The sequence below is a fragment of the Chryseobacterium oncorhynchi genome (assembly GCF_002899895.1).
Classification (GTDB): domain Bacteria; phylum Bacteroidota; class Bacteroidia; order Flavobacteriales; family Weeksellaceae; genus Chryseobacterium; species Chryseobacterium oncorhynchi.
Window position 1 is genome coordinate 558,801 of the sequence record NZ_PPEI02000001.1, and the last position, 23,478, is coordinate 582,278.

The 23,478-nt window shown below is 35.9% G+C and carries 23 protein-coding genes; 4 read left to right on the forward strand and 19 right to left on the reverse strand.

Going from position 1 to position 23,478, the window contains the following annotated elements; all coding sequences use genetic code 11:
- Positions 1–19: 19 nt before the first annotated feature.
- Positions 20–2,239, forward strand: a complete 2,220-nt coding sequence (locus C1638_RS02655) for an NADP-dependent isocitrate dehydrogenase (protein WP_109617931.1) — start codon at positions 20–22, stop codon at positions 2,237–2,239.
- Between the two features lie 106 nt (positions 2,240–2,345).
- Here C1638_RS02655 and C1638_RS02660 read toward each other — a convergent pair whose 3' ends face one another.
- The 4 genes from C1638_RS02660 to C1638_RS02675 all read right to left on the reverse strand — a co-directional run bounded on the left by C1638_RS02660 (position 2,346) and on the right by C1638_RS02675 (position 6,033).
- Entirely contained in the window at positions 2,346–3,338 is a 993-nt protein-coding gene (locus C1638_RS02660) for an MBL fold metallo-hydrolase (RefSeq protein ID WP_109617933.1), read from the reverse strand.
- A gap of 83 nt (positions 3,339–3,421) precedes the next feature.
- The gene (locus C1638_RS02665; RefSeq protein ID WP_109617935.1) at positions 3,422–4,423 is read right to left on the reverse strand and encodes an aldo/keto reductase; all 1,002 of its coding nucleotides are present in this window, start codon (positions 4,421–4,423) and stop codon (positions 3,422–3,424) included.
- An 87-nt stretch (positions 4,424–4,510) separates the two neighbouring features.
- On the reverse strand, positions 4,511–5,416 hold the full coding sequence (locus C1638_RS02670) for a helix-turn-helix domain-containing protein (RefSeq protein ID WP_109617937.1): 906 nt from the start codon (positions 5,414–5,416) through the stop codon (positions 4,511–4,513).
- A gap of 164 nt (positions 5,417–5,580) precedes the next feature.
- Positions 5,581–6,033, reverse strand: a complete 453-nt coding sequence (locus C1638_RS02675) for a hypothetical protein (protein WP_109617939.1) — start codon at positions 6,031–6,033, stop codon at positions 5,581–5,583.
- A 479-nt stretch (positions 6,034–6,512) separates the two neighbouring features.
- Here C1638_RS02675 and C1638_RS02680 point away from each other — a divergent pair, with 479 nt between their 5' ends.
- Positions 6,513–6,800: a GNAT family N-acetyltransferase gene (locus C1638_RS02680; protein WP_076351278.1), complete on the forward strand. Its 288-nt coding sequence runs from the start codon at positions 6,513–6,515 to the stop codon at positions 6,798–6,800.
- On the opposite strand, the gene C1638_RS02685 is transcribed toward C1638_RS02680, so the two are convergent.
- The gene (locus C1638_RS02685; RefSeq protein WP_228428000.1) at positions 6,801–7,922 is read right to left on the reverse strand and encodes an MBL fold metallo-hydrolase; all 1,122 of its coding nucleotides are present in this window, start codon (positions 7,920–7,922) and stop codon (positions 6,801–6,803) included.
- Positions 7,923–8,076: 154 nt separating this feature from the next.
- On the opposite strand from C1638_RS02685, the gene C1638_RS02690 reads away from it, so the two are divergent.
- Entirely contained in the window at positions 8,077–9,606 is a 1,530-nt protein-coding gene (locus C1638_RS02690) for a S41 family peptidase (protein WP_109617941.1), read from the forward strand.
- 100 nt (positions 9,607–9,706) lie between these two features.
- Here C1638_RS02690 and C1638_RS02695 read toward each other — a convergent pair whose 3' ends face one another.
- From C1638_RS02695 to C1638_RS02715, 5 genes are all read right to left on the reverse strand, one after another.
- Positions 9,707–10,297, reverse strand: coding sequence for a hypothetical protein (locus C1638_RS02695; RefSeq protein WP_109617943.1), 591 nt, complete (start codon positions 10,295–10,297; stop codon positions 9,707–9,709).
- Positions 10,298–10,309: 12 nt separating this feature from the next.
- Entirely contained in the window at positions 10,310–10,819 is a 510-nt protein-coding gene (locus C1638_RS02700) for an RNA polymerase sigma factor (protein WP_109617946.1), read from the reverse strand.
- A gap of 126 nt (positions 10,820–10,945) precedes the next feature.
- Positions 10,946–11,761 (reverse strand): hypothetical protein, encoded by an 816-nt coding sequence (locus tag C1638_RS02705; RefSeq protein WP_109617947.1) that lies wholly within the window; start codon positions 11,759–11,761, stop codon positions 10,946–10,948.
- 11 nt (positions 11,762–11,772) lie between these two features.
- Positions 11,773–12,282, reverse strand: coding sequence for an RNA polymerase sigma factor (locus C1638_RS02710; protein ID WP_109617949.1), 510 nt, complete (start codon positions 12,280–12,282; stop codon positions 11,773–11,775).
- A gap of 152 nt (positions 12,283–12,434) precedes the next feature.
- Positions 12,435–14,063 (reverse strand): NADP-dependent glyceraldehyde-3-phosphate dehydrogenase, encoded by a 1,629-nt coding sequence (locus C1638_RS02715; protein ID WP_109617951.1) that lies wholly within the window; start codon positions 14,061–14,063, stop codon positions 12,435–12,437.
- 169 nt (positions 14,064–14,232) lie between these two features.
- Between C1638_RS02715 and tpx the strand changes: the two genes are divergently transcribed.
- Entirely contained in the window at positions 14,233–14,805 is a 573-nt protein-coding gene (tpx, locus tag C1638_RS02720; RefSeq protein ID WP_109617953.1) for a thiol peroxidase, read from the forward strand.
- Positions 14,806–14,959: 154 nt separating this feature from the next.
- Here tpx and C1638_RS02725 read toward each other — a convergent pair whose 3' ends face one another.
- The 9 genes from C1638_RS02725 to C1638_RS02770 all read right to left on the reverse strand — a co-directional run bounded on the left by C1638_RS02725 (position 14,960) and on the right by C1638_RS02770 (position 23,417).
- The gene (locus C1638_RS02725; protein ID WP_109617955.1) at positions 14,960–15,718 is read right to left on the reverse strand and encodes an NAD-binding protein; all 759 of its coding nucleotides are present in this window, start codon (positions 15,716–15,718) and stop codon (positions 14,960–14,962) included.
- 82 nt (positions 15,719–15,800) lie between these two features.
- The gene (locus C1638_RS02730) at positions 15,801–16,367 is read right to left on the reverse strand and encodes a hypothetical protein (protein ID WP_123838312.1); all 567 of its coding nucleotides are present in this window, start codon (positions 16,365–16,367) and stop codon (positions 15,801–15,803) included.
- Positions 16,368–16,758: 391 nt separating this feature from the next.
- The gene (locus tag C1638_RS02740) at positions 16,759–17,520 is read right to left on the reverse strand and encodes an MBL fold metallo-hydrolase (RefSeq protein ID WP_109617962.1); all 762 of its coding nucleotides are present in this window, start codon (positions 17,518–17,520) and stop codon (positions 16,759–16,761) included.
- A gap of 54 nt (positions 17,521–17,574) precedes the next feature.
- The gene (locus C1638_RS02745; protein ID WP_109617964.1) at positions 17,575–18,117 is read right to left on the reverse strand and encodes a Crp/Fnr family transcriptional regulator; all 543 of its coding nucleotides are present in this window, start codon (positions 18,115–18,117) and stop codon (positions 17,575–17,577) included.
- Positions 18,118–18,135: 18 nt separating this feature from the next.
- Positions 18,136–20,121 carry a urocanate hydratase gene (hutU, locus tag C1638_RS02750; protein WP_109617966.1) on the reverse strand — a complete coding sequence of 662 codons (1,986 nt, stop codon included), beginning with the start codon at positions 20,119–20,121 and terminating at the stop codon, positions 18,136–18,138.
- 273 nt (positions 20,122–20,394) lie between these two features.
- Positions 20,395–20,688 carry a hypothetical protein gene (locus tag C1638_RS02755; RefSeq protein ID WP_109617968.1) on the reverse strand — a complete coding sequence of 98 codons (294 nt, stop codon included), beginning with the start codon at positions 20,686–20,688 and terminating at the stop codon, positions 20,395–20,397.
- Positions 20,689–20,740: 52 nt separating this feature from the next.
- A complete protein-coding gene (locus C1638_RS02760; RefSeq protein WP_109617970.1) occupies positions 20,741–21,724 on the reverse strand; it encodes a 2-hydroxyacid dehydrogenase in 984 nt (327 codons plus the stop codon).
- A 241-nt stretch (positions 21,725–21,965) separates the two neighbouring features.
- The gene (locus C1638_RS02765; protein WP_076352069.1) at positions 21,966–22,616 is read right to left on the reverse strand and encodes a protein-L-isoaspartate(D-aspartate) O-methyltransferase; all 651 of its coding nucleotides are present in this window, start codon (positions 22,614–22,616) and stop codon (positions 21,966–21,968) included.
- Between the two features lie 153 nt (positions 22,617–22,769).
- Positions 22,770–23,417, reverse strand: a complete 648-nt coding sequence (locus tag C1638_RS02770; protein ID WP_109617972.1) for a hypothetical protein — start codon at positions 23,415–23,417, stop codon at positions 22,770–22,772.
- Between the last annotated feature and the right edge of the window lie 61 nt (positions 23,418–23,478).

Consider the following 23,478-nt stretch of genomic DNA (forward strand, 5'->3'; position numbering starts at 1 on the left):
AATAACAAATAACAGTATAATGTCAGAAAAATCAAAAATTTACTACACGTTAACGGATGAAGCTCCAATGCTGGCTACACACTCATTTTTACCTATTGTAAAAGCTTTTACTAAATCAGCAAATATTGAGATCGCTGTTCCGGATATTTCTTTGGCAGGAAGAATTTTAGCTAACTTTCCTGAGTTTTTAAAGGATGACCAAAAAATTGGTGATGCTTTGGCTGAATTAGGAGAACTGGCGACTAAGCCTGAAGCTAATATCATCAAATTACCAAATATTTCTGCTTCTGTTCCTCAGCTTGACGCTGCTATCGCTGAACTACAGGCTAAAGGTTTCGCAGTTCCAAATTATCCTGCAGAGCCGAAGAATGATGAAGAGAAAGCAATCAAAGCTAAATATGCAAAGGTTCTGGGAAGTGCTGTAAACCCTGTATTAAGAGAAGGAAATTCTGACAGACGTGCTCCAAAGGCTGTTAAAAACTATGCTAAAACAAACCCTCACAGAATGGGTAACTGGGCATCTGACAGCAAAACTGACGTAGCTCACATGAACAATGGCGATTTCTACGGAACAGAAAATTCTACTACATTAGAAAACGCTACAAAATATAAAATCGTATTCAAAGGAAATGACGGTGCTGAAACTTTACTGAAAGACTTCGCAGGTCTTCAGGCTGGTGAAGTAATCGATTCTTCTGTAATGAACCTAAATGCATTGAGAGTATTCGTTCAGGAAGCTATCGAAGAAGCTAAGAACAAAAATGTACTTCTTTCTGCTCACCTTAAAGCTACGATGATGAAGATCTCTGATCCAATCATTTTCGGAGCTATCGTAGAAACTTTCTTCAAGGATGTATTTACTAAATATGCTGAGACTTTCAAATCTTTAGATGTTAACCCAAATAACGGTCTTGCTGATCTTTTTGAAAAAATCAAAGGAAATGCTCAGGAAGCTGACATCAAGGCTGACATTGAAAAAGCTCTTGCTGACGGACCAAGAGTGGCAATGGTAAATTCTGACAAAGGAATTACTAACTTCCACGTACCTTCTGACATTATTGTTGACGCATCTATGGCTGCCCTTGTAAGAGGTGGAGGTAAAATGTGGAACAAGGAAGGAAATGAAGAAGATACAGTTTGTATCATTCCGGACCGTTCTTATGCAGGTTTCTATCAGTCTGTAATAGATGATATGAAAGCACACGGAAAATTAGACCCTACCACGATGGGATCTGTTCCAAACGTTGGTTTAATGGCTCAAAAAGCTGAGGAATATGGTTCTCACGACAAAACTTTCCAATTATCTGCAGACGGAACTGTAGAGGTTCAGGATGAAGCTGGAAATGTTCTTCTTTCTCAAAAAGTAGAAAAAGATGACATCTTCAGAATGTGTCAGACTAAAGATGCTCCTATTCAGGACTGGGTGAAATTGGCTGTAAACAGATCTAGACTTTCTGATACTCCTGCGATCTTCTGGTTAGACAAAGGAAGAGCTCACGACAGAGAGATCATCAAAAAAGTAGAAAAATATCTTGCTGATTATGATACAACAGGTCTAGACATCAGAATTCTTGATGTAAAAGACGCAATGACAGAAACTTTAAAAAGAGCAAGAGAAGGTAAGGATACAATTTCTGTTTCAGGAAACGTATTAAGAGATTACTTAACTGACCTTTTCCCAATCCTTGAGCTTGGTACTTCTGCAAAAATGCTTTCTATTGTTCCATTGATGAATGGTGGTGGTTTATTTGAAACAGGTGCCGGAGGTTCTGCTCCAAAACACGTTGAGCAATTCCTTGAAGAAGGATACCTAAGATGGGATTCTCTAGGTGAATTCTTGGCATTACAGGCATCTTTAGAACATTTAGCTCAAACTCAAGGGAATACAAAATCTCAGGTTTTAGCTGATGCATTGGATGAGGCAAACGCTAAGTTCTTGGCTACAGATAAATCTCCTGCAAGAAAAGTAGGTCAGATTGATAACAGAGGTTCTCACTTCTATTTAGCAATGTATTGGGCTGAGGCTCTTGCTAACCAAACTACTGATGCTGAATTAGCTGCTCAGTTTGCTCCGGTTGCACAAGCAATGCAGGAAAATGAAGAAGTAATTAATGCAGAATTAATTGGTGCTCAAGGTAAACCTCAAAACATTGATGGTTACTACAAAACTGATACTTATAAAACGTATTCAGCAATGAGACCAAGCACAGTTTTAAATGAAATTGTTGATGCAATTTAATTGCTGATACTGATATAAATGAAAAGCTCCTTTTTTAAGGAGCTTTTTTTATTTTAAAAATGTAAAAATTGAATTGTTCGTCAAGCCTTGATCTATCACTCACTACCTAATTCATAAACCCCTCAGGAATCCATTCAAACGCATCGGCTTTCTTCTTTGTAAACCCTAGTCCCGGCCAAGGCAAATGACAGGCAAAAGCTCTGGTTTTGGTATCTGCCAATTGTAGGAGCAGCTTTTTTCTTGAAGCCGTAGCAATATCCAGATCTGTATCTCCAGAAAACCCCCATTCAGGGTGAGGGAAAAGAATAACATCAGAATGAATGAGGTCTGCAATATATATGAGCTTTTCATTCCCTGAAGAGATTGTAGTAACTATTAAACCCGGAGTATGCCCCGGAGCCAGTTGAAAACTGAAATACTCATACAATGGATTGTTTAAGTCATAGAATTTCAACTTGGGCTTAATCGTTTTCAATATATTTTGAAGTGCCGGAATAATCTGACTGAGCACTTCCGGTTTTGCTTTCAAAGCACTATTGTTAAAATCCTTAATGGAAGCCTGCATCCAGAAATCATATTCAGTTTTTGAAATGAAAATATTGGCATTGGGAAAAACAAGAGAATTTTGCTTATCCACTACTCCACCTATGTGATCCGGATGTGCATGAGAAATGAAAACATCAGTAATATCTTTTGCTGCAAATCCTGCCTTTTGGAGGCTTTTCAACAAAAATCCAGATCTTTCATCGGCAAAAATCCCCATTCCTGAATCCATTAAAATCAGTCTATTCTTTGTTTTAATCAACAGAAAATTCAGGGCCATATCAATATAATCTTCCGGTCTAAAATTATCTTTAAGAATGGTTTTCAATTCTGAAACGTTCCCTCGTGGAGCAAATGAATTTACATCTGTTTCATGAATATATCCGCCTGTAAGGATAAACAAATCCAATTCTCCCAATTTTATTTTTTTAAAACCGGATAAATCATCTTCAGGTTTTTCCGGACTTGTCTTTGTCTCTGCAAAAACATTAGAAAAAGGAACAAAACTTAATGCTCCTGCCAATAATCCGTTTTTTAATAAGTCTCTTCTGTTCATATTGTAATGTGGTGTTTTTCAAATTGTATATCTAACAAAAAACTGAGCTTCTGTTATTCAGAAACCCAGTTTATGTATAGTCTTTAGTTGTTTACTAATTTCATAGAACCCTCACTGTATCTTTCTCCTACATTCGGATACTTTTTCAGAATGGCATCAATGGTATCCAAGTCGGATTGGGAAAGATCAATATTAACGGCTGCTATATTTTCTTCCAGATATTTGATTCGTTTGGTTCCCGGAATTGGAATAATATCATCTCCCTGATTCAGTACCCAAGCCAATGCTAATTGAGTTCCTTTCACCCCCTTGGAAGCTGCAAACTCATTAATTTCATTAGCCAGTTTAGTATTATTCTCCAGATATTCCTGTTGATAACGAGGTAATGATTTTCTGAAATCATCGTCACCAAGATTTTGTACTTCATTGATATTGGCAAAAAGACCTCTTGCCAGCGGCGAATACGGAACCAAGGAAATTCCTAATTCTCTGATGGTTGGAAGTATTTCACTTTCAACATCCTTAGTAAGGATAGAATATTCTGATTGTAAAGCAGTAATGGGATGAATTGTATTGGCTTTTCTTATTGATTCTGCTGAAGCTTCAGATAGACCGATATATTTTACTTTTCCGGCTTTTACCAATTCAGCCATCGCTCCTACAGTCTCTTCTACAGGTATATTTGGATCAACTCTGTGTGCATAATACAAGTCTATGGTATCTATTTTTAACCTTTGAAGACTTAAATCCACTGCTTGTTTAATCCATTCCGGTGAGCCGTCGAAATAGGTACCCGCAGCACCGCTATGACTGGCCTTTCCATCTTTAAACCTGAATCCGAATTTAGTGGCAATAAAAATCTTATCTCTGTTTGGAACTAAAACCTTGGAGATCAGCTTTTCATTTTCTCCGTTGGCATACATATCTGCAGTATCCCAAAAGTTAACTCCTAGATCTAATGCTCTATGTAAAGTATTGATACTTTCCTGTTCATCTGCGGGACCGTAAGCAAAGCTCATTCCCATACAACCTAATCCAATAGCAGAAAGCTGCTCACCTGTATTTCCTAATTTTCTAAATTTCATGATGGTTTTGATTTTAATTTTATAAGACAAAATTAGAACATGAAAGGTCCATCTTTCGTATAGAATTCAAACTAAGAATTATAAAATTCAAACAAGGTTCATTCTAAGGGCATTTGGGGTTACTCCCGTTTGTTTTTTAAAGTAATTGGTAAAATAAGCAGGTTCTTCAAAGCCCAATCCATAGGCTATTTCAGCAACATTCCAGTCTGTATGGGTCAACAGGGCATTCGCTTCCTGAATGATCCGTCCAGTAATCTGCTGGCTCGTGGTTTTTCCTGTAATCTCTTTCACTGAGCGGTTTAAAGAGTTGACATGAATGGAAAGACTCTGGGCATAATCATTTGGGGTTTTTAGCTTTAAAAATGCCTCAGGACTATCAATCGGGAATTGTCTTTCCAGTAGTTCCATAAATAAAGAGGCTACTCTTTGTGATGCATTTTGGTAAGGCTCAAAGGTTTCTGCCGGATGCATTCTCATTGTTTCATGAATCATCAAATGAAGATAGGCCCTAAGCATATCATATTTATGAATGTAATCCGATTGAATCTCCGTCATCATTTTGGTATACAGATCCGAAAGTATTTCTTGCTGTTCTTCCTCTACAAAGAAAACCGGAGTTCCTCCAATCTTAAAAAGCGGAGAATCCTGAAGGTTTCCCAAGCGGCTTCCATTCTGCAAAAACTGTTCTGTAAAAAGACAAAACCAACCTTTCTGATCTTCGTCATCAGCCTCCCATGAGTAAGGAACAATAGGATTTGAGAACAATAATGCCGGGCGATCCACCTGAATCCATTTATCAGCATAATGAAGCTTTCCTTTTCCTATGATTAATGAAATTTTGTAGTAATCTCTCCTGCTGTAAGGTGATAACAGAGAGCAGAATTCCCTTGAAAAAACATTAAAATGTCCCATCCCATTCGTTCCGATACATTGCAATCCCTGATCAGGAGCATTTCTTTCATAAAAACCGCTTAATGATTCTGTTGATTCCATCTATCAAAGTTATAAAATTCAAACAAATTAATTCATAAATTATTTTATTTGAATAGGAAAGATTGCTTTTTAACATTTGCATTCCCATCATAATTTTAATCATAAAAATGGCTGACAAGAATGCCAGCCAATTTAAATAGTGAGTATATATAGTTGATAATGGTCTAATCCCAATCACCATGGTGCCCATGATGTTTATTTTGTTTTTTATAATATTTAGAGCGTTCTTTATTGTATTTCTCCTGTTGTTTACGATATTTTTTATAATCGTTCTTATTTCTTCCGTATACAATCACCGGATTTTGTCCTTTATAATATCTCTTTTTAAAAGTATTATATTTTTCTCTTCCCAGAATTCTTTCCAGCTCTGAATAACGATCTCCTCTCCATCTTCCCGGATCTACAACGTACACTCTATTCCATGTGTCATAATCGCGGTATCTATCATTCAATACATAAATCTGGTTGGCCTGCCCTTTGGAAAGCAGCAGATCTGCAACTACAGTCTGCCAGTTAACATCGGCAATACTTCTCCTATAATCATTATAATAATCTGATTGGGCATAGCTCATACTGAACGTTCCAATCAAAAATAAGGTTAACAATAACTTTTTCATTTCATTCCTCTTTTAAATTAAACATGATGACATAGTCAATTAAAGTGCCAATAATTAAAAGGAATTGCCAATAATTGTTAACAAAAAGTATAAATAACTGATTATCTTTTAAATAATTTTAGAAATTATTTATTTTATCCGTTGAATAAATCCTGATTATATTTCTCTTACATTCTTAAACAACTAGGATACAAATCTTAACTTTCAATACTCAAAGCCCTAATTTTTATACCTTTAGGTATCTGATAAAGTCAAATGAGTTTTACTTAGGTTAAAAACTTATTATATTAAAATTTAATAATAAAAATTTTTATCCTAACCTCATTTTTAAATCTCTTACTATTCACAATTATATTTATAAAATTCGTTAAGATTCCCGGAAACTATCATTTCATATCAATTAATTTTGTAATTTTAATGGAGAGAACACTTTCAGGAGTTCTTTAAGTTATTTTTTAATCAACCAAATCTCAATAATTATGGAAAGTATAAAATTTATGGTATCTCCATATCAGGATGAATTGCAGCTACTCCTTGATGGGCAAAAAGCAGGTTATATGTCCATAAAGGTTGATGGAAGACTGCTAATTGTTTATTACACCAAGCTTGATGAAGAACATGAGGGAAAAGGCTATGCTAAGCTTCTGCTGGATGAATTGGTACGCTATGCAGAGGAAAAAGATTTGCTTGTAGACCCGGAATGTGATTTTGTCCGTCAGCAGTTTGAAAACCATCCCGCAAGGTACAAAGACATTTGGCATGCCTAATCAGTCTTCCCACCAGACTGTAAACTGTTGATTTGAATTATTTAGATCAACAACCTCTCCGATCATCGGGGTGAGGATATCCAAATTTTGTTCTTTTCCAAGGCTGGTTATCTTTTGTAAAGGCTCATTCCAAGGGTGAAGTGCCAGTGCAAATTTTGCAGCATGAACCGGAATTATTTTTTTTGCATTAATATCTATACTTGCCTGAATTACATCTTCCGGTAATGTATGAATATATCTCCATGCCTCTCCGTATTGTCCGTTTTCAAGAATAGCATAATCAAAAGGACCATATTTTTCCCCAATCATTTTAAAATGGGAATCATAACCGCTGTCTCCACCCAAAAAGATTTTCTTTGTGGGGGTTTCCAGTACATAAGAAGCCCAAAGAGTATCATTCTGCCTCACTCTTCTTCCCGAAAAGTGCCTTGCAGGGGTAAAGGCAATCTTTATATTATTTTTTAGCTCTACTTCGGTTCCCCATTCTTCTTCAATAAGCTGATGTTCTTTATATCCCCATCTTTCCAGGTGTACACCCACTCCCAATGGAACAATAGCCCTATGAGTTCGATCCCTTATGGATTGTACTGTAGGATAATCCAAATGGTCAAAATGATCGTGGGTAATTATCAAATAATCTAGTTCCGGAATATCTTCCGGTTTATAGATATCCGATCCTTTAAATGCTTTATTGAAATATTTAAATGGCGATCCGTATAAACTCAATACCGGATCTATAAGAAAAGACACCCCATCGGTCTGTAAATAATAGGATGAATGCCCTAGCCAAATGAAAACATCAGTGTTTTTATCAAGACTTCTCAAATCTGTATGAATAGATGGAATTCCTTTCACGGGTTTCAGTAACGGGTGCTTTTTACCAAAAAGGAAATCATAGGTCACTTTTGACATTTTGTAGCCCTCAGCAATAGAGGGTGTATAACTGATATTCTGAAACTGCTTATTTCTATACAGTTTTGACTGCTTCATACGCTCTAATCTCTTTCCTTTTGGGATCCCACCAAATGGTTTTCCGTTTATCACGATAAAATAGGTTACTATCAATAGAGCTGCAATCGTAATAATCCAATAATACATCATTAGTAAAAAAATAATGATCAAAGGTATCAACTTTTAGATTTACATGAAAATATGCAGTGTTTGGCTTTATTTTTTTAACTAAATTTATCATGTGTTTCAGAAAATTTATTATTCATTTAAGTGATGTTTAATTTTAAACTCTCTATTTTAGCAGCTTAAAAAACTCAAAGGTATATTGAAAAATTATTCGGCAATATTTATTCTGGCTATGCTTTCGTCGTGCGCTTCCATTAGAAGACACAATGAACAGCGGGCTTCATGTATTCCTCCTGACCAGCTTAAAGAGGATGTAGACTATGCCTATGCAAAACTACAACAGATGCATCCTCAATTGTACTGGTACATTCCCAAGCAGGAATTGGAACATAAATTTGACAGTCTTAAGCAAACCCTTAACGAACCTCTTACTCCACTTCAGTTTTATTTTAAGTTCCAGCCGGTTATTGCGGGCATCCGTGAAGGGCATCTTTCATTAAGAATGCCAAGAAAAAAATTCACTAAAAAGGAAATAAAAAAGCTAGAGCATAAAAAAGGATTGTTTAGCCGCTTTGAATATTACATTTCTAATGATCAGATGTATATTATTCAAAACAATGATTCTATTGAAAACATCCAGCCGGGAACTGAGATTCTATCCATCAATAATGTTCCTGTTTCAGACTATATAAAAAAATATAGAAGCCTGATCAGCAGTGATGGCTATAATACTACGTTTCAGCCATATTTTTTAAGAGATTTATTTTTCAACTATTACACTGCAGAAAACGGGCTTTCTGATAAGGCAACCATTGAAACCCTTTATAAAGGAGAAAAGCACACCTATATTCTAAACAGGGAATCTAAATCTGATACCGATGTTGAAAAGGATAAGGAAATGAAGAAACGTACTGAGGATAAAAAGCTGAATGACTATGTGGCTGCCAGCAATTCTTATAACCGAAGTTTTAGATTTCTGGATAAGGACAGCACCATTGCTTATATCAAAGTAAAAAGTTTTTCAAGAGAATATTCTGAGGAATTTTATAAAAAGACATTTTCAAAGATCAAAAGTGCGAAAGCAAGTTACCTCATCATAGATGTTCGTAATAATTATGGGGGTTCTCTATATGAAATTAATAATCTGTACTCTTATTTGACAGATAAGCCTTTCACATTGATAAAGCCATCTCAGGTGACATCGAGAGATGTTCCTCTAAGAACTAATTATTTCAGAAAAAGTACTCCTCTGGAATTTGCATTTAAAAGTATAGCATATCCAAGTTACTTTTTTGCTCAGGCATTCAGCACGTATACAAAAGACGGAAAGGTTTTCTATAAAATGAAAGCTGACAAACCTACAAAACCCAACAAGGAGGCTTTCAACGGAAAGGTATTTGTACTCATTAACGGCGGAAGTTTCTCTGCGTCATCTATTATTACAGCGAAGCTTAAGAATGATAAAAGAGCAACCCTTGTGGGTGAAGAAACAGGAGGCGCCAATGATGGAACAGTAGCCGGTTTTTATTCTTATCAAAAACTGCCCAATTCCGAAATAAGATTTCCTATCGGACTGCTTCTTGTACAGCCCGACATTAGCTTCTCGGATTCTAAAAAGGGAGTTGTTCCGGATGTAGTGGTTCATGAAAGCATGCAGGATATTATTGATAGAAAAGATCCGCAGCTTGAATGGATAAGGAATGAAATTTCCAGAGAAAAGATAAATTGATTATTCTTATTGATCTATTTTGTTGAGATTGGCTTAAATTCAAAATTGAATTACAAACTATAAAAAATGACTCGGCGGGCTGAAAGCCCGCCGAGTCATTTTATGCCCTTAGCTCATCCAAAAGGGTTTCAATATGCTTGATATATCTTCCATAATAACGGTAGAACCAAAATCTTCCACATACAAAGAGCAAGAATAATCCTCCTATCACAGAGCCGATTAATATAAGTGCAATTTTCAATTCTCCCAGAGGTTTTGGCCAGGGTATAAATTCTAATACAATAAGCATTTCGCACACAATAAACGGAGCAAAACTAATGTAATAAGACAGATAGTATTGCTTATTCAGATTGAGTTGATTAACCAGATCTTTTAAAGATTCATACGTCTTAAGCTCTGTATTGCTGATATCGTTATACAGTTTAAAAAATTTACTAAAAAAGAAAATCGTAACAATAAGCATTGAAGCAACTAAAACTGTTATGTATAATTGGAATTTAAAGGGTTTACATAGTGAGCAAACCATAAATGCAAAACCAAAGATAGCAATGACCCACCAAAATTCTGCACGCATATTCTTACGTACTTTTTCAAGAGGAAGATTGATTTTATTTTTTTGTTCTATGCTAATTTCCGGAGTTTCATCTACAATATCTTCATTCCAGGCATTTTTCAATTCATCTATATTCATGGGATTACTGATTTAATGGTTGTTAATTCTATGTTGGTTTAAGATATCTTTAAGTTTATTTTTTGCGCGGTTCATTTTCACTCTTACATTTCCCTCTGAGATTCCTATTTCTTCCGCAATCTGCTTTCCTGAAAAATCCTCAAGATAATAGAATATAAAGGCTTTATCGATTGGGTTGAGTTCATGGATAGCCTTATACATCTCTGCCAGACGTTCTTCTTTACCATAGTCATAATCTTCCTGAGAGATTACATAATTGGAAAGGTCTTCATTAGCTATAAAACTTCTTCTCTTATCTGTTTTAAGGAAAATAATGGCTGTATTTAAAGCAATCCTGTATAACCAGGTAGAAAATTCACTCTGCCCTTTGAAGCTCGGATATGCTTTCCAAATCTGATAAGTAATTTCCTGAAAAAGATCATCCTGATCGTCTTTTTCAGACATATACATTTTGGAAATCTTAAAAATGATTCCCTTATGCTTTTTAATCTTCTGGATAAACTCTTGCTCTAGTGAGGTCATAGCTTGTTACTCTATAGAGTTAGTTTTCGTTTAAAAAAATTGTTACAGAAAATATTCAAAAAAAAATAAAAAGCCCGATAGAAAAGTCTGTCGGGCTTATATTTTCAATGAATAATATTTCAATCTCTAATTCAATCTGTTTAGCGCTCTTTGCAGCGTTGTTATATTAATTAAATCCAGTTTAGCACCGATAATAATGATGATCAAAAGGACCAATGTCAGAAACAAAATAATAAAAATGTATACAGATACAAACCATATCACTGTATTCAGGATATTCCCTTTGATTCCTAATCTGTTCATGAAAAACTTCTGGGATCGCTCAAACCAGGTCTTTTTCTTTTCAACCCTAGGCTGTACTTCCACCCCATTAAGTTCATCCACCAAATGTATTACATCATCTATATATCTTCCATACATATAATAAATCCAGTATTTTATAATAAAGCAGACCAGTAGTAACGTAATCAGAAAACTAATCCCGAAAATTGCCAGATTATATTCCATATCAAAATGAAAATTAATCTTGATCAGGGATAATAGAAAAGCAAGCGGAATGTAGGAAATATAATAGGAAATGTAGATTTCTTTCGATATCAGCAATTGGGTTTTAAGGTTAAACAGATCGTAATTTGTATTAATACTGTTTTTTTGAAGCAATTTATAAAGCTTAAGAAAGCGGGAATAAAAGTAAACTATAAAAACAATAGTCAGAACTGTGACAAATGCTGAGATGGTCGTAATATTAGAGTCTGTGGAAGCAAATGGAAAACCGGTAAGAAGCAATGGCAATGTAACAACCATCAGCCAAAACTCAGTTTTCATATTTATTTTCAGCATCTGAAGCGGAGAATGGATCTCACGTTGTTTTTCCAGGGAAATTTCAGGAGGATCCTGCCCAGTATCTTTATTCCAAAGTTCTTTAAAGTTGTCTAACTCCATAGTCTAATCTATTAATTTGAACCTATACCTTGTTTAGCAATGATTTCTTTTAGTCTTTCCTTTGCTCTTTTAAGTTTTACTCTTGCATTCACTTCAGTAATTCCCAGCTGGAGCGCAATTTCTCTCCCCGAAAAATCCTCTAAAAAGAAAAAGATCAAAGCCTTATCAATAGGACTCAGCTGATGAATAGCCTCATACATCAGCTTCATATTCTTATCATCTGTATCATTATAAGGTTCCTGTCTGGCATTCAGTCCATCAATGTTTTGATTCTGTATAAAACTACGTTTTTTTTCACTTCGCAAAAATACAATTGCTGTGTTTAGCGCAGTTCTGTACAGCCATGTTGAGAAATCACTCCTCTTTTGAAAATCTCCATATGATTTCCAAGCTTGGTAAATAATCTCCTGGTAGAGATCATTTTGGTCGTCCTTATTATCCATATACATTTTAGAGATCTTGAAAACAACACCTTTGTGCTTTTCAATTTTCTCTAAAAACTCTTTTTCGGGTGAAGACATGATTTACACACTAATCCTTGGGCAACGTTAAAAAACGTCACCTTATTATAACACAATACTCAATTTCCAGCCATTAAGTTAAAAAATCCTTAAAAAACAAAAGCGTTTATTAAGGATTTTTATTTTATGTTAAATACAACTTCAGATATGAACTAGAAAATATAGTCGGTGCTTAAGAAGTTGGAATCATGTTCTCTCACAATGGTATTTAATAATGTTTTGTTGGATTCCGTCAGTTTTGCAGCCACCAAAGATCGGATTGAAAATGAACGAAGGGCATCAAAAACAGAAAGCGTTCCCTCTGCACTATCCTTTCTACCGGTAAACGGAAATACATCCGGACCACGCTGTGCCTGACAATTGATATTCACACGGCTTACCAGATTTACAAAAGGATCAATGAGTTTCGCTACCTCATGTGGATCTTCGCTGAAAATGCTTACCTGCATTCCATGAGAAGCATTCACCTGATAATCTATAGGTTCTTCAATATCCTCAAATGGCACAACAGGAATCACAGGACCGAACTGTTCTTCATGATACAGCTTCATATCACTGTTCACAGGATATACTACAGCCGGAAATACAAAAGATTCTTCCGTATAGCCTCCGTCTTTGTTCAAAACTGTGGCCCCTTTCGATAATGCATCATCAATACATTCTTTCAAATAAGGAGGTTTGTTCACTTCCGGAAGTGGAGTAACTTTCACATCTTTTTCCCATGGCAATCCGGCTTTCAGGGCAGAAACCGCTTCACTTAACTTTTTGGTAAATTCTGCTGCAATTTCTTTCTGAACAAAGATTAGCTTTAGGGCTGTACAACGTTGCCCATTAAAAGAAAGTGCTCCCAGAATACATTCACTCACCGCCACATCAAGGTTTGCATTTTTAGTTACAATCGCGGCATTTTTAGCATCTAGACTTAAAATTGCTCTTAAACGGTTAACTTTTGGATGCAGCTTTTTCAGCCCATTAGCCACTTTACTAGATCCGATAAAGGCTAGTACGTTAACTTTTCCGCTTTCCATGATTGGAGTGATGATTTCTGAACCTTTTCCATATAAAGTGTTCACTGTGCCTTTCGGGAAAGCTTCTTTAAATGCATTCAATAAAGGATAATGGGCCAGCACACCATGTTTTGGAAGTTTAAATAAAATTGTATTTCCCATGATCAGTGCTGGAATCAATGTAGTAAAGATCTCATTTAACGGATAATTGAATGGTCCCATACTCAAGACTACTCCAAGCGGTGCTCTTCTGATTTGAGCAATGGTCCCTTCAGCCTCCTGAAAACGGGAAGACTCTCTATCCAGCTCCTTAAGCGCATCTATTGTTTGATTGATGTAATCTACGGTACGGTCAAACTCCTTGGTAGAATCTGCCAGCGTTTTCCCGATCTCCCACATTAATAATTTAATGATCAGATCTCGCTGCTGGATCATCAGGTATACAAACTTCTGCATACATTTGATTCTTCCCTCCACGGACATCGTAGGCCATTCGCCAAGGCCATTATCATAGGCTTTTACACAGGCTTCAAGAACTTCCATCGCCTCATCAGGACCGATATTCGGAATGCTTCCCAATAGCTTCCTCTCCAATCCGTTTTCTGTTGGAATACAAACAGGGGAATAAATATTTTGGGTATCTCCTTTCCACTCTACCAATTCGCCATTAAGAAGATAGACTTTCTGATGAATTTCAGGAACCTTGAATTCTTCGGGAATTTCGTTTTCGCTTTTAAAAATATCTTGAAATGATGCACTGTTTACTGAACTCATATTTTTAGTATTTAATAATTTGAATCTGAATTTTTGAAGAATAAAGGTAGATGTAAAAATTGATTTTAAGAATAATGATTCAATAGATTTGCTCTATTTAAAAGCTATTTGAATGAAAATTAACTCAGCTAACTAAAAAAAAGAATAATTTTGCTAAAAATAAATTTCAATGTTTTCAAAAATAATTTTCAGTACATTATTTTTCTTATCAGCATTTGGTTTCGCTCAAAATACAAAAACAAGCAATACCGTTTTGATGGGTGGAAAACCTGTACGTACCTATTCCAAATTACCGGCAGTCAATAAACCGGCTCCTAAGTTTGTCCTTACTGATGTTAGTATGAATGACCAGACTTTAGATTCCTACAAAGGGAAATATGTCATTCTAAACATCTTCCCAAGTGTAGATACAGGGGTTTGTTCTGCATCTGTTCATCATTTCAATGAGGATGCTGGTAATCTTCCAAACACAGTAGTTCTTTGTATTTCTAAGGATTTGCCATTTGCCCAAAAGAGATTTTGTGGCGCAGAAGGAATCAAAAATGTGGTTATGCTTTCTGACTTTCGTTCTGATTTCGGATGGAACTATGGGGTAGAAATGATAGACTCTCCCATGAAAGGTCTTCTCAGCAGAGCTGTAGTAGTGATTGACCCATCGGGAAACATCATTTATGAAGAGCAAGTACCGGATATTTCCCAGGAACCGAATTATGAAGCAGCTATTGCAGCTGTAGGAAAATAAGCTTTTGCTTTTAATATTATAAATAGCTCCGGCGATCTTCGATCGCCGGAGCTACTATTTTAAATTCTTTTTTTTCTTTTTAGTGGTCATCAAAATCACTCTTCCTTTTGCTTTCTCTCCATAGATTACGGAATCACTTAATTTCCCGAAGCATTTACAAATGAAAATACCTCGGATCCGGATATTGAAATTCAAAATTCAGATCTGAAATTAATTTTCCTGGTGAAATAGTTCTGCCTTTATTCGTACGTTCTCCTGAATAAGGCATATCTTTTTGGGCATTGATGATCTCTTCTTTATTGGGATGAATAGGGGCTACCACATTATAGACTTTGGAATGAGATTTATTTTCCAACATTTTTTCAACAACCGAACAGATATCAGCATAATGAATATGATTGACCAGCAAGTCCAAATTTGAAATATTATAATTCTTTAAAAGTCGCTGATCACCCATTAATCCTGCCAGTCTCAAAATATTAACCTTAGGGAATCTGTTTGTTATTGCACTTTCACTTGGAACATCCTCCGCAGATTGGTCATCTTCTGTAAATTCCTGATCAATATTTGGATATACGCCGGTAGAGCTCATCATATAGAGCTGGCCTTTATAGTCTCCAAGAAATGTAAGCAAATTCTGAGCTCTCTTCTGCAATGGAATTTCAGCTCCTTTTATTCCTGCAAAAGGAACAGTAATAATCACCGCATCTAATTGTGATGCAATTTCCCATTCTTGGATTGTTTCGGATCTATCGTCTTCAAAACTAACTTGTGTAACGTGATATCCCTTATCTGATAAATCCTGTATTTTAGACTCAGAAGTAGTGGTTGCAAAAATCTTATATTGCCCAGATAATCTTTCTGCAATATGACCACCCAACCAGCCACAACCTATAATTCCAATTTTTTTCATCTTTCAATATATTAGTTTATTGGATAAAAAACAACTTATTCCGAATGACAATCATCTATATTACATAAATTTCAGCATATTCTTATTTTTTACTTTCAATCACAATCACTCCATATTTGCCTCTATCACCATACAGTTTAGTAGCTCCTTCACCAGAAAGTATATTTACGCTTTTCACTTTATCTCCGTTTATTTTTTTCATCTTCTTTTCGTTTATTTTTTTATTGTCCAGCAGGATCAATGGTTGTGTGGACTCAATTTCTTCCTCAGTAGGCATGCCCAGCCACATTGTTTTATTTAACGTATTGTTGATGACTTCTACACCTTGTAATCCTTTTTTAAAATCTACTTTCTTTACTTCTTCATCTTTCAATTCCTGTGCTTTGGCAGTCGTTATCATTCCACTCGCAGCCAATAATCCTAAGGCTATTTTGGAGGTTAATGAGAAGCCTAAATTTCTTCCAAGCTGATCATCTGTAAATCTTCCACAAAGCTTTTTATCAGACTTAAAGCTCATTAAAAGTTCTTCATCCGAATAGCCTGTAAAATCTGTTACTGTTTTAGAACAGACCCCACAGAATTTTCCTTTTTCATCAGAAGTCATATTCTCCCAATTCTCATGACATGGTTTAGGTATGGTTAGTTTCATAGTTTCTTTTATCTATAAGGATGCTCTATTAATAAATAAGGTTGGAAAGATATTAAAACAATTCTAATTTTCAATTAGTATTTATAGGTATAGTTGGAAATCGCAAGGGCGCAAAGTTTTTAATCTTGAAAACCTTTTTTAGGCGCAAGAAAATCAATGATTTTTGGCAAGCAAGGCGTATACTTTATTTGCTCGCAGATATAACAGATTGCGCGGATTCTTTCCATAAAAATCTGCTTAATCTCCAAAATCTGTGTGAGGTTTTAAAAGATATACTATTCAATTTTATCACAGATAAAATCCCTGTAACTTATAGCAAAATCTTCTTTATAATCATTTGCGTCTTTGTAATTCAAACTATAAAAACTTTGTTGTTCAAGAAAAAAAATAATTAAGATTCTATCAGCATGTCTCCATCTTTCAAAGTCACATACTCCTGTCCCACTTCCTCCGAAACGTTCTTCAAATCATAATCATCAAATACCTGAGGGATATAAAATTTCTCATGAGCAAACAATCCGTAATGGATAGGAACCAGTTTTTTGGCGTGTAATAAATGGGCTGCTGTAAAGGCTTCCTTTAGATTGAGGGAAGCAGGAACGGGACTATACTCCAATCCGATGACTTCAAAATTAACAACGACTCCGTTCACCGGCAGAAATGCGTAATCTATGTTTGGGTTTTCTTTTCCAAGCTTCCAGAATTGGTTGTGCCAGATAGTATCTCCGCCATGAAATATTTTTGTAGTTGGGCCTTCCACAATCCATGAGGATTGAATTTCTCCCACTCCATCCATTGCAAATACAGGTTTAAAGGTAATATTTCGGTCTGTGAACGTTTCATCCAGATTTAATACAATCATTTGAACATCATCAATAAGCTTTCTTACAAAGGGTTCTAATCCTGAGTAGACAATCAACTTCCCATCCTTTTTTAAGCATTTTTTGATGACACTTTTGTCAAAATGGTCTAAATGTAAATGGGTAAACAGGATGTAATCTGCCTGTACATGATCTGAGAATTTCAGAAGTTCTTCTACAGCCTCTCCCAAGACGGGTTTATAGTAGGAAAAATCTTCTACGGCATCTATCAGGATGGTTTTGTTTTGAGAGACAAGCTTTATTCCAGCCCAGTTTAGCTTTTGTATTTCCATATTTCTTTTTTCACAAAGGAAAAGACTTAAGAAAGGCTAAACAATAAACAAAAGTTAATTAATTCTCTTTCGGATCCGGCTTAATGAGATAGCAGTAATCCCGATGTAGGAAGCCAGGTATTTTAATGGAATATTCTGAATGTAGTGTGGCTTATTTTCCAGCAGATATTCGTAGAGATCCTGCGGAGTGTTTTTCAGCAGGAGCATTTCCCGCTTCATAGCAGCATTCAGTTTTCTGCTCAGATAGTAGTTTTGTACGAAACGACATTGGGGATTAATGATAAACATTTCTTTGACCTCATCCAAGGTAATTTCCCATGCCAGTCCTTTATTGATCGATTCATAAATAGCATCAGATCCTTTTTCTTCCACGGTAAAAATATCGCCGGGAAAGTAAAACTCTGCACAAACTTCTGTATCTATTTCTGATGTGTTATTGATATAATATTTTCGGACAAGCCCATCTTCTACAAGATAGGCTTTGTTGTCCGAGAATTTATTTTTTCTTGAAAATTCAACTTCAGCAAATTTTTCCCAAACGGGATCACCATCCTCTACATTAAGGTGTGAAAACAGTGTTTTATTAATACTTGCCAATGCTGAATCAATTATAATTTACAGTAAATTTTCATCTACAAGGTTCGGAAGGGTCACCTTTAGATTAGGTTCAGCCTCCATTGCTCTTTTAATAGCGAAAATAGCGCCTTCATTTCTTGCCCAGCTTCTTCTGGAAATTCCGTTGTTGACGTCCCAGAAAAGCATAGACTTTAATCTTCTGTCTGCATCATCACTTCCGTCCAATAGCATTCCGAAGCCTCCGTTGATTACTTCTCCCCAGCCTACTCCACCACCATTGTGAATGGAAACCCAGGTTGCCCCGCGGAAACTGTCACCAATAACATTGTGAATGGCCATATCTGCAGTAAATCTGGAGCCGTCATAGATATTGGAGGTTTCTCTGTAAGGAGAATCTGTTCCTGAAACGTCATGATGATCTCTACCCAGTACTACAGGTCCTATTTCGCCATTTTTAATAGCTTTATTGAATGCTTCTGCAATCTTCATTCTTCCTTCTGCATCTGCATAAAGGATTCTTGCCTGAGAACCTACAACCAGTTTATTTTCCTGTGCTCCTTTGATCCACTGAATATTATCCTTCATCTGCTGTTGGATTTCTTCAGGGGAGTTTTTAATCATTTCCTCTAATACTGCACATGCAATATGGTCTGTTTTCTGTAAGTCTTCAGGATTTCCGCTTGCACATACCCAACGGAACGGTCCAAAGCCATAATCGAAGCACATAGGTCCCATGATGTCCTGAACATAGCTAGGATATTTGAACTCTCTTCCTAATGTCGGATTTTCTGACATTACATCTGCTCCTGCTCTGGAAGCCTCCAATAGGAAAGCATTTCCGTAATCGAAGAAGTATGTTCCTTTTTGGGTGTGTTTATTGATTACTGCAGCGTGTCTTCTTAATGTTTCCTGAACTTTTTCCTTGAATAATTCTGGGTTCTCAGCCATCATTGCATTAGATTCCTCGAAGCTTTGCCCTGCCGGATAATATCCACCAGCCCAAGGGTTGTGAAGTGAAGTCTGATCTGATCCGATGTCGATTCTTAAATCTGCCTGATCAAATTTCTCCCAAACTTCAACAATGTTTCCAAGGTAAGCCAAGGAAACAGTTTCTTTATTTTGTTGCGCTTCTCTTACTCTTTTTACTAATTCATCAAGATTCTCATGGATTTCATTGACCCATTTCTGTTCGTGACGGATTTTCGTGATTTTCGGATTTACTTCCGCACATACGGTAACGCATCCTGCAATATTCCCTGCTTTAGGCTGAGCTCCACTCATTCCCCCAAGACCTGAAGTTACGAAAAGACCTCCATTTGGTTCTTTATTGATCTTTCTGAAGGCGTTTAAAACCGTAATGGTAGTTCCATGAACAATTCCCTGAGGTCCGATATACATATAACTTCCCGCCGTCATTTGTCCATATTGAGTCACTCCAAGTGCGTTGAATTTCTCCCAGTCATCCGGTTTTGAATAATTTGGAATCATCATCCCATTCGTTACCACTACTCTTGGTGCATCTTTATGAGAAGGGAATAATCCCATCGGATGTCCGGAATACATAACCAACGTCTGTTCATTGGTCATTTCTGACAAATATTTCATTGTCAACAGATACTGTGCCCAGTTGGAAAATACGGCTCCGTTTCCACCGTAAGTAATCAATTCGTGGGGGTGCTGAGCAACTGCGTAATCCAAATTATTCTGGATCATTAGCATAATTGCTTTCGCCTGTTCAGATTTCCCAGGATAATCTGCAATAGATCTCGCCTTCATTTCATAATCCGGACGGAAACGATGCATATAAATTCTTCCATAGTCTTCTAGTTCCTGCTTAAACTCAGGAATTAGTTCTGCATGAAATTTTGGATCGAAGTAACGTAAAGCATTCTTTAATGCCAGCTTTTTCTCCTCCTCTCCTAAGATTTCCTTACGCTTTGGAGCATGGTTTATATTAGTCTCGTATAATTTTGTTTGTGGCAGCTGATTGGGTATCCCCTGCTGTATCTGTTCTTGGAATGTCATATTGCTATTTAAAGTTCTATGTTTAAACAATGTTTGAAGTTTTAAAGATATTCAAATTATGAAATATAGGCAACTAAACAAGGGAAAATGATTGATGATAAGGCCTTAGCATTACGGTTTATTTACCATTTTTGAATTTAATGCTATATTTGAATAGATGCACCTTAATTCCCCTCCAAGGAAGGGGAATTGTATTTACCAAAGGAAGTCGTTATTCAACATAAAAAAACCTCACTGAAAATCAGCAAGGCAACTATTGTATGTATTTAGAGCTTAAGTTAAAACATCATCATTTTTCTCTTCATGGTCATCTTGGTTGTCGCTAAGGCTCCAATAATTATTTTCTTCATCTTCCTCTCCTATCTCTTCCATTTTATCATCATCTTCTGCACCGGGAATATCCAGTCCTTTATCTATTTTATCCTCCTCAGCATATTCATCAAAAATAGGATTTCCATCGCCATCAAGCGAAATATGTTTTTCTTTTTTAAATATATCTTCGTTGGGATCATAATCCATACGTTCCAACCTTTCGTTCTGTTCATTTATATTGTTTTCCGGTGCCATAATTTTTAGGTTTTAATGTTTATTTAATAAGAACAAAAATAATTCCAAGTTGCTATGAATGATTAGAATAAACTTCAGGATTAGCACAATGAGGCATTTTCTCTCCCTTTGAAAAGGCTATCAAGTTCCCTGCAGCCAGCCTGGCCATTCCATTTCTTGCTTCAATCGTAGCGGAACCAATGTGTGGAAGAATACATACACTTGACAGCTCCAAGATTGGATCATCTGCTGACATTGGCTCAGGATTAGTCACGTCCAGCCCTGCTCCCCAGATTTTTCCCTCCACCAATGCATTATATAAGTCTCGTTGGTGATGAAAACCTCCTCTTGCTGTATTGATAAAAATAGAATTTGGTTTCATCTTTTCAAATACTGAATGGTTAAAAAGGTTGGCGTGTTCAGGTGTAAAATTGGCATGAATACTCAATACATCTGAATTTTGAATTAATTCTTCAAACGAAACATAGGTTGCTTCAAGCTCTCTTTCTGCTTGCTCATTATGACTCCTATTGTGGTAAATAATGTTCATATCAAAGGCCTTTCTGGCTTTCTCAGCCATTTCAAAACCGATTCTTCCCAGTCCGAATATTCCTAAGGTCTTCCCGTAAAGTTCTTGTCCCAAAGCATGTAAAGGATCAAATGTATTCCAATTTCCATCCTTTATTTTCTGAAAGTTATAACTTGCTCTTCTCGCTACCGACTGCATGAGTAGAAAAGCAACATCTGAAGTGGCCCTGCTCAATACATCCGGTGTATTTCCAATAGGAATATTTCTTTGGGAAGCTTCTTTGATATTCACATGATCAAACCCTACGGAATACAATGCAATTGCTTTAACATTAGGGCAGGTCTCAAAAAATGTTTTATCATATTTAAAATCGCCGCCGACATTTAAAATAGCATCTGCATTTTGACAGTACTTCAGCCATTCCTCGTAAGACAGATTCTCATTTTCAGAAAATATGATTTGTATTCCCTCTTCTTCCAACATTTTGATTCCAATTTCAGGAATCATTTTATTTATAAAGACTTTCATTGTTATTGATTAATAGATTTAAATAAAAAAACCTCACTCGCAAAAAGTAAGGTTATTCAACTTTAATATTAAAAAATTTATTTCTTTTCATCCGAATGATTTTAATCTCCTCCACATATTACGCAATATTTATTGAATCTATTCTCAAATATTAATGCATTATTTTAGGAGTTAAGGACTTAAGAGCATCCAATTTTCATTCCGAAATGAGTTAAAAAAAATCTAAATTTCAACTTATTTTTTATTGATTGGTATTTCCCAACATCGGAACAAATTTGTAAGCTCCAAATTCTTCTTTTTCGAATTCTGTAGGACCTACTTTTGTAAATCTAAATAAAACCTGTTCATCTGTAGGACCTAATGGAATAACCATTTTTCCTCCTACTTTCAATTGTTTCAAAAGTTCTGTAGGTAAGGTTGAAGCTCCACAGGTTACAATAATTTTATCAAAAGGGGCAAAAGTCGGAAGTCCAGCAAAACCATCTCCAAAGCTTTGAAATTTTGGGTATAAATGAAGTTCTCTAAGCTTATTTTTTGAGAAATCAAATAGATCTTTCTGTCTTTCCACCGTATATACATGGGCTTTCATTGCCAATAAAACTGCTGTCTGGTAACCACATCCCGTTCCAATTTCCAGCACTTTTTCTCCGGCTGTTATCTGTAATAACTCAGATTGTTCCGCTACTGTTGATGGATGAGAAATGGTTTGATGTGCCAGAATCGGGAAAGCTCTATCTTCATAGGCAAAGTCTTCAAAAATGCTTTCGATGAAAAGATGTCTCGGAACTTCATTCATTGCCGAAAGTACATTTTCATCTGAAATACCAATTCTGTATCTAAGATATTCTACTAAATTCTTTCTTTTTCCTTTATGTACAAACGAATCCTGCATCATTATTTAAATAATAGTTATTACGGTTACCGCTATTAGTGTTACAAAAGTAACAAAACAAAACGTACTAATCAACCTAGGCATAGTCCTTTTCTCCTATTATTTCCGCAAAAAAATAAAGCAATCAAAAAATGACTGCTTTATTTTTATTTCTTAATTCCATCTTATCGGATAAGGTCCATAAAAATCGCTGAAAGTATTATCAGCACATCTTTTTCTCACAAAAAAGTTATAGTTCACTGTCTTACTTAATCCTATATAAATAGCTTTTTGACCTGTGATAGCTAATTCTCCACTCGCTGGTGGTGCAGAACTAATCGTTAAGACAGTCTCATACGGAGAAATCCCATCATTTTCCCAGGATACTGTAGCATCAAAAGTAGAAGAATATATGGAAGAAGTCGTTTTTGAATAAGTTGCATATCCCGGTTTTACGCAAGTTGTGGTATTGCTGGCCAAAACAGTAACAGGTCCCTCCCAGTTGCTTCGTCCATTGGCTGTTCCACAATTTTTCCTTACGTAAAGGTCATATTTATTATTCTTATACAATGGGAGGTTATAGAAATTATTATTCGTTATAACAGTAGTTCCATTGCCTAAAGAAAAGCCATGATCTCCATACTGTACTTCATAATGTCCCTCGCCCGAGCTATTAATGTTCCAGGAAAACGAGTTATTTCCTTTTTCAAAATTCAAATTGGTTGGGGTTCCACATTTAGCCTGTGGGTCATATGGACTATCTCCTATACATCCTGCAGTACATAATCCAAAGAAGAGTACAATCGATATTAGTCTTTTCATCGTTATTTTTGAGACCGTTAATTTACTGTAATTTCTTTAATGCCTGAATATGTTCAAACTT

What these genes read in the sequence shown, in the direction of transcription:
- C1638_RS02655 (WP_109617931.1), top strand. Translation starts at nt 20, where the DNA reads ATGTCAGAAAAATCAAAAATTTACTACACGTTAACGGATGAAGCTCCA.
- C1638_RS02660 (WP_109617933.1), bottom strand. Translation starts at nt 3,338, where the DNA reads ATGAACAGAAGAGACTTATTAAAAAACGGATTATTGGCAGGAGCATTA.
- C1638_RS02665 (WP_109617935.1), bottom strand. Translation starts at nt 4,423, where the DNA reads ATGAAATTTAGAAAATTAGGAAATACAGGTGAGCAGCTTTCTGCTATT.
- C1638_RS02670 (WP_109617937.1), bottom strand. Translation starts at nt 5,416, where the DNA reads ATGGAATCAACAGAATCATTAAGCGGTTTTTATGAAAGAAATGCTCCT.
- C1638_RS02675 (WP_109617939.1), bottom strand. Translation starts at nt 6,033, where the DNA reads ATGAAAAAGTTATTGTTAACCTTATTTTTGATTGGAACGTTCAGTATG.
- C1638_RS02680 (WP_076351278.1), top strand. Translation starts at nt 6,513, where the DNA reads ATGGAAAGTATAAAATTTATGGTATCTCCATATCAGGATGAATTGCAG.
- C1638_RS02695 (WP_109617943.1), bottom strand. Translation starts at nt 10,297, where the DNA reads ATGAATATAGATGAATTGAAAAATGCCTGGAATGAAGATATTGTAGAT.
- C1638_RS02700 (WP_109617946.1), bottom strand. Translation starts at nt 10,819, where the DNA reads ATGACCTCACTAGAGCAAGAGTTTATCCAGAAGATTAAAAAGCATAAG.
- C1638_RS02705 (WP_109617947.1), bottom strand. Translation starts at nt 11,761, where the DNA reads ATGGAGTTAGACAACTTTAAAGAACTTTGGAATAAAGATACTGGGCAG.
- C1638_RS02710 (WP_109617949.1), bottom strand. Translation starts at nt 12,282, where the DNA reads ATGTCTTCACCCGAAAAAGAGTTTTTAGAGAAAATTGAAAAGCACAAA.
- C1638_RS02715 (WP_109617951.1), bottom strand. Translation starts at nt 14,063, where the DNA reads ATGAGTTCAGTAAACAGTGCATCATTTCAAGATATTTTTAAAAGCGAA.
- tpx (WP_109617953.1), top strand. Translation starts at nt 14,233, where the DNA reads ATGTTTTCAAAAATAATTTTCAGTACATTATTTTTCTTATCAGCATTT.
- C1638_RS02725 (WP_109617955.1), bottom strand. Translation starts at nt 15,718, where the DNA reads ATGAAAAAAATTGGAATTATAGGTTGTGGCTGGTTGGGTGGTCATATT.
- C1638_RS02730 (WP_123838312.1), bottom strand. Translation starts at nt 16,367, where the DNA reads ATGAAACTAACCATACCTAAACCATGTCATGAGAATTGGGAGAATATG.
- C1638_RS02740 (WP_109617962.1), bottom strand. Translation starts at nt 17,520, where the DNA reads ATGGAAATACAAAAGCTAAACTGGGCTGGAATAAAGCTTGTCTCTCAA.
- hutU (WP_109617966.1), bottom strand. Translation starts at nt 20,121, where the DNA reads ATGACATTCCAAGAACAGATACAGCAGGGGATACCCAATCAGCTGCCA.
- C1638_RS02755 (WP_109617968.1), bottom strand. Translation starts at nt 20,688, where the DNA reads ATGGCACCGGAAAACAATATAAATGAACAGAACGAAAGGTTGGAACGT.
- C1638_RS02760 (WP_109617970.1), bottom strand. Translation starts at nt 21,724, where the DNA reads ATGAAAGTCTTTATAAATAAAATGATTCCTGAAATTGGAATCAAAATG.
- C1638_RS02765 (WP_076352069.1), bottom strand. Translation starts at nt 22,616, where the DNA reads ATGCAGGATTCGTTTGTACATAAAGGAAAAAGAAAGAATTTAGTAGAA.
- C1638_RS02770 (WP_109617972.1), bottom strand. Translation starts at nt 23,417, where the DNA reads ATGAAAAGACTAATATCGATTGTACTCTTCTTTGGATTATGTACTGCA.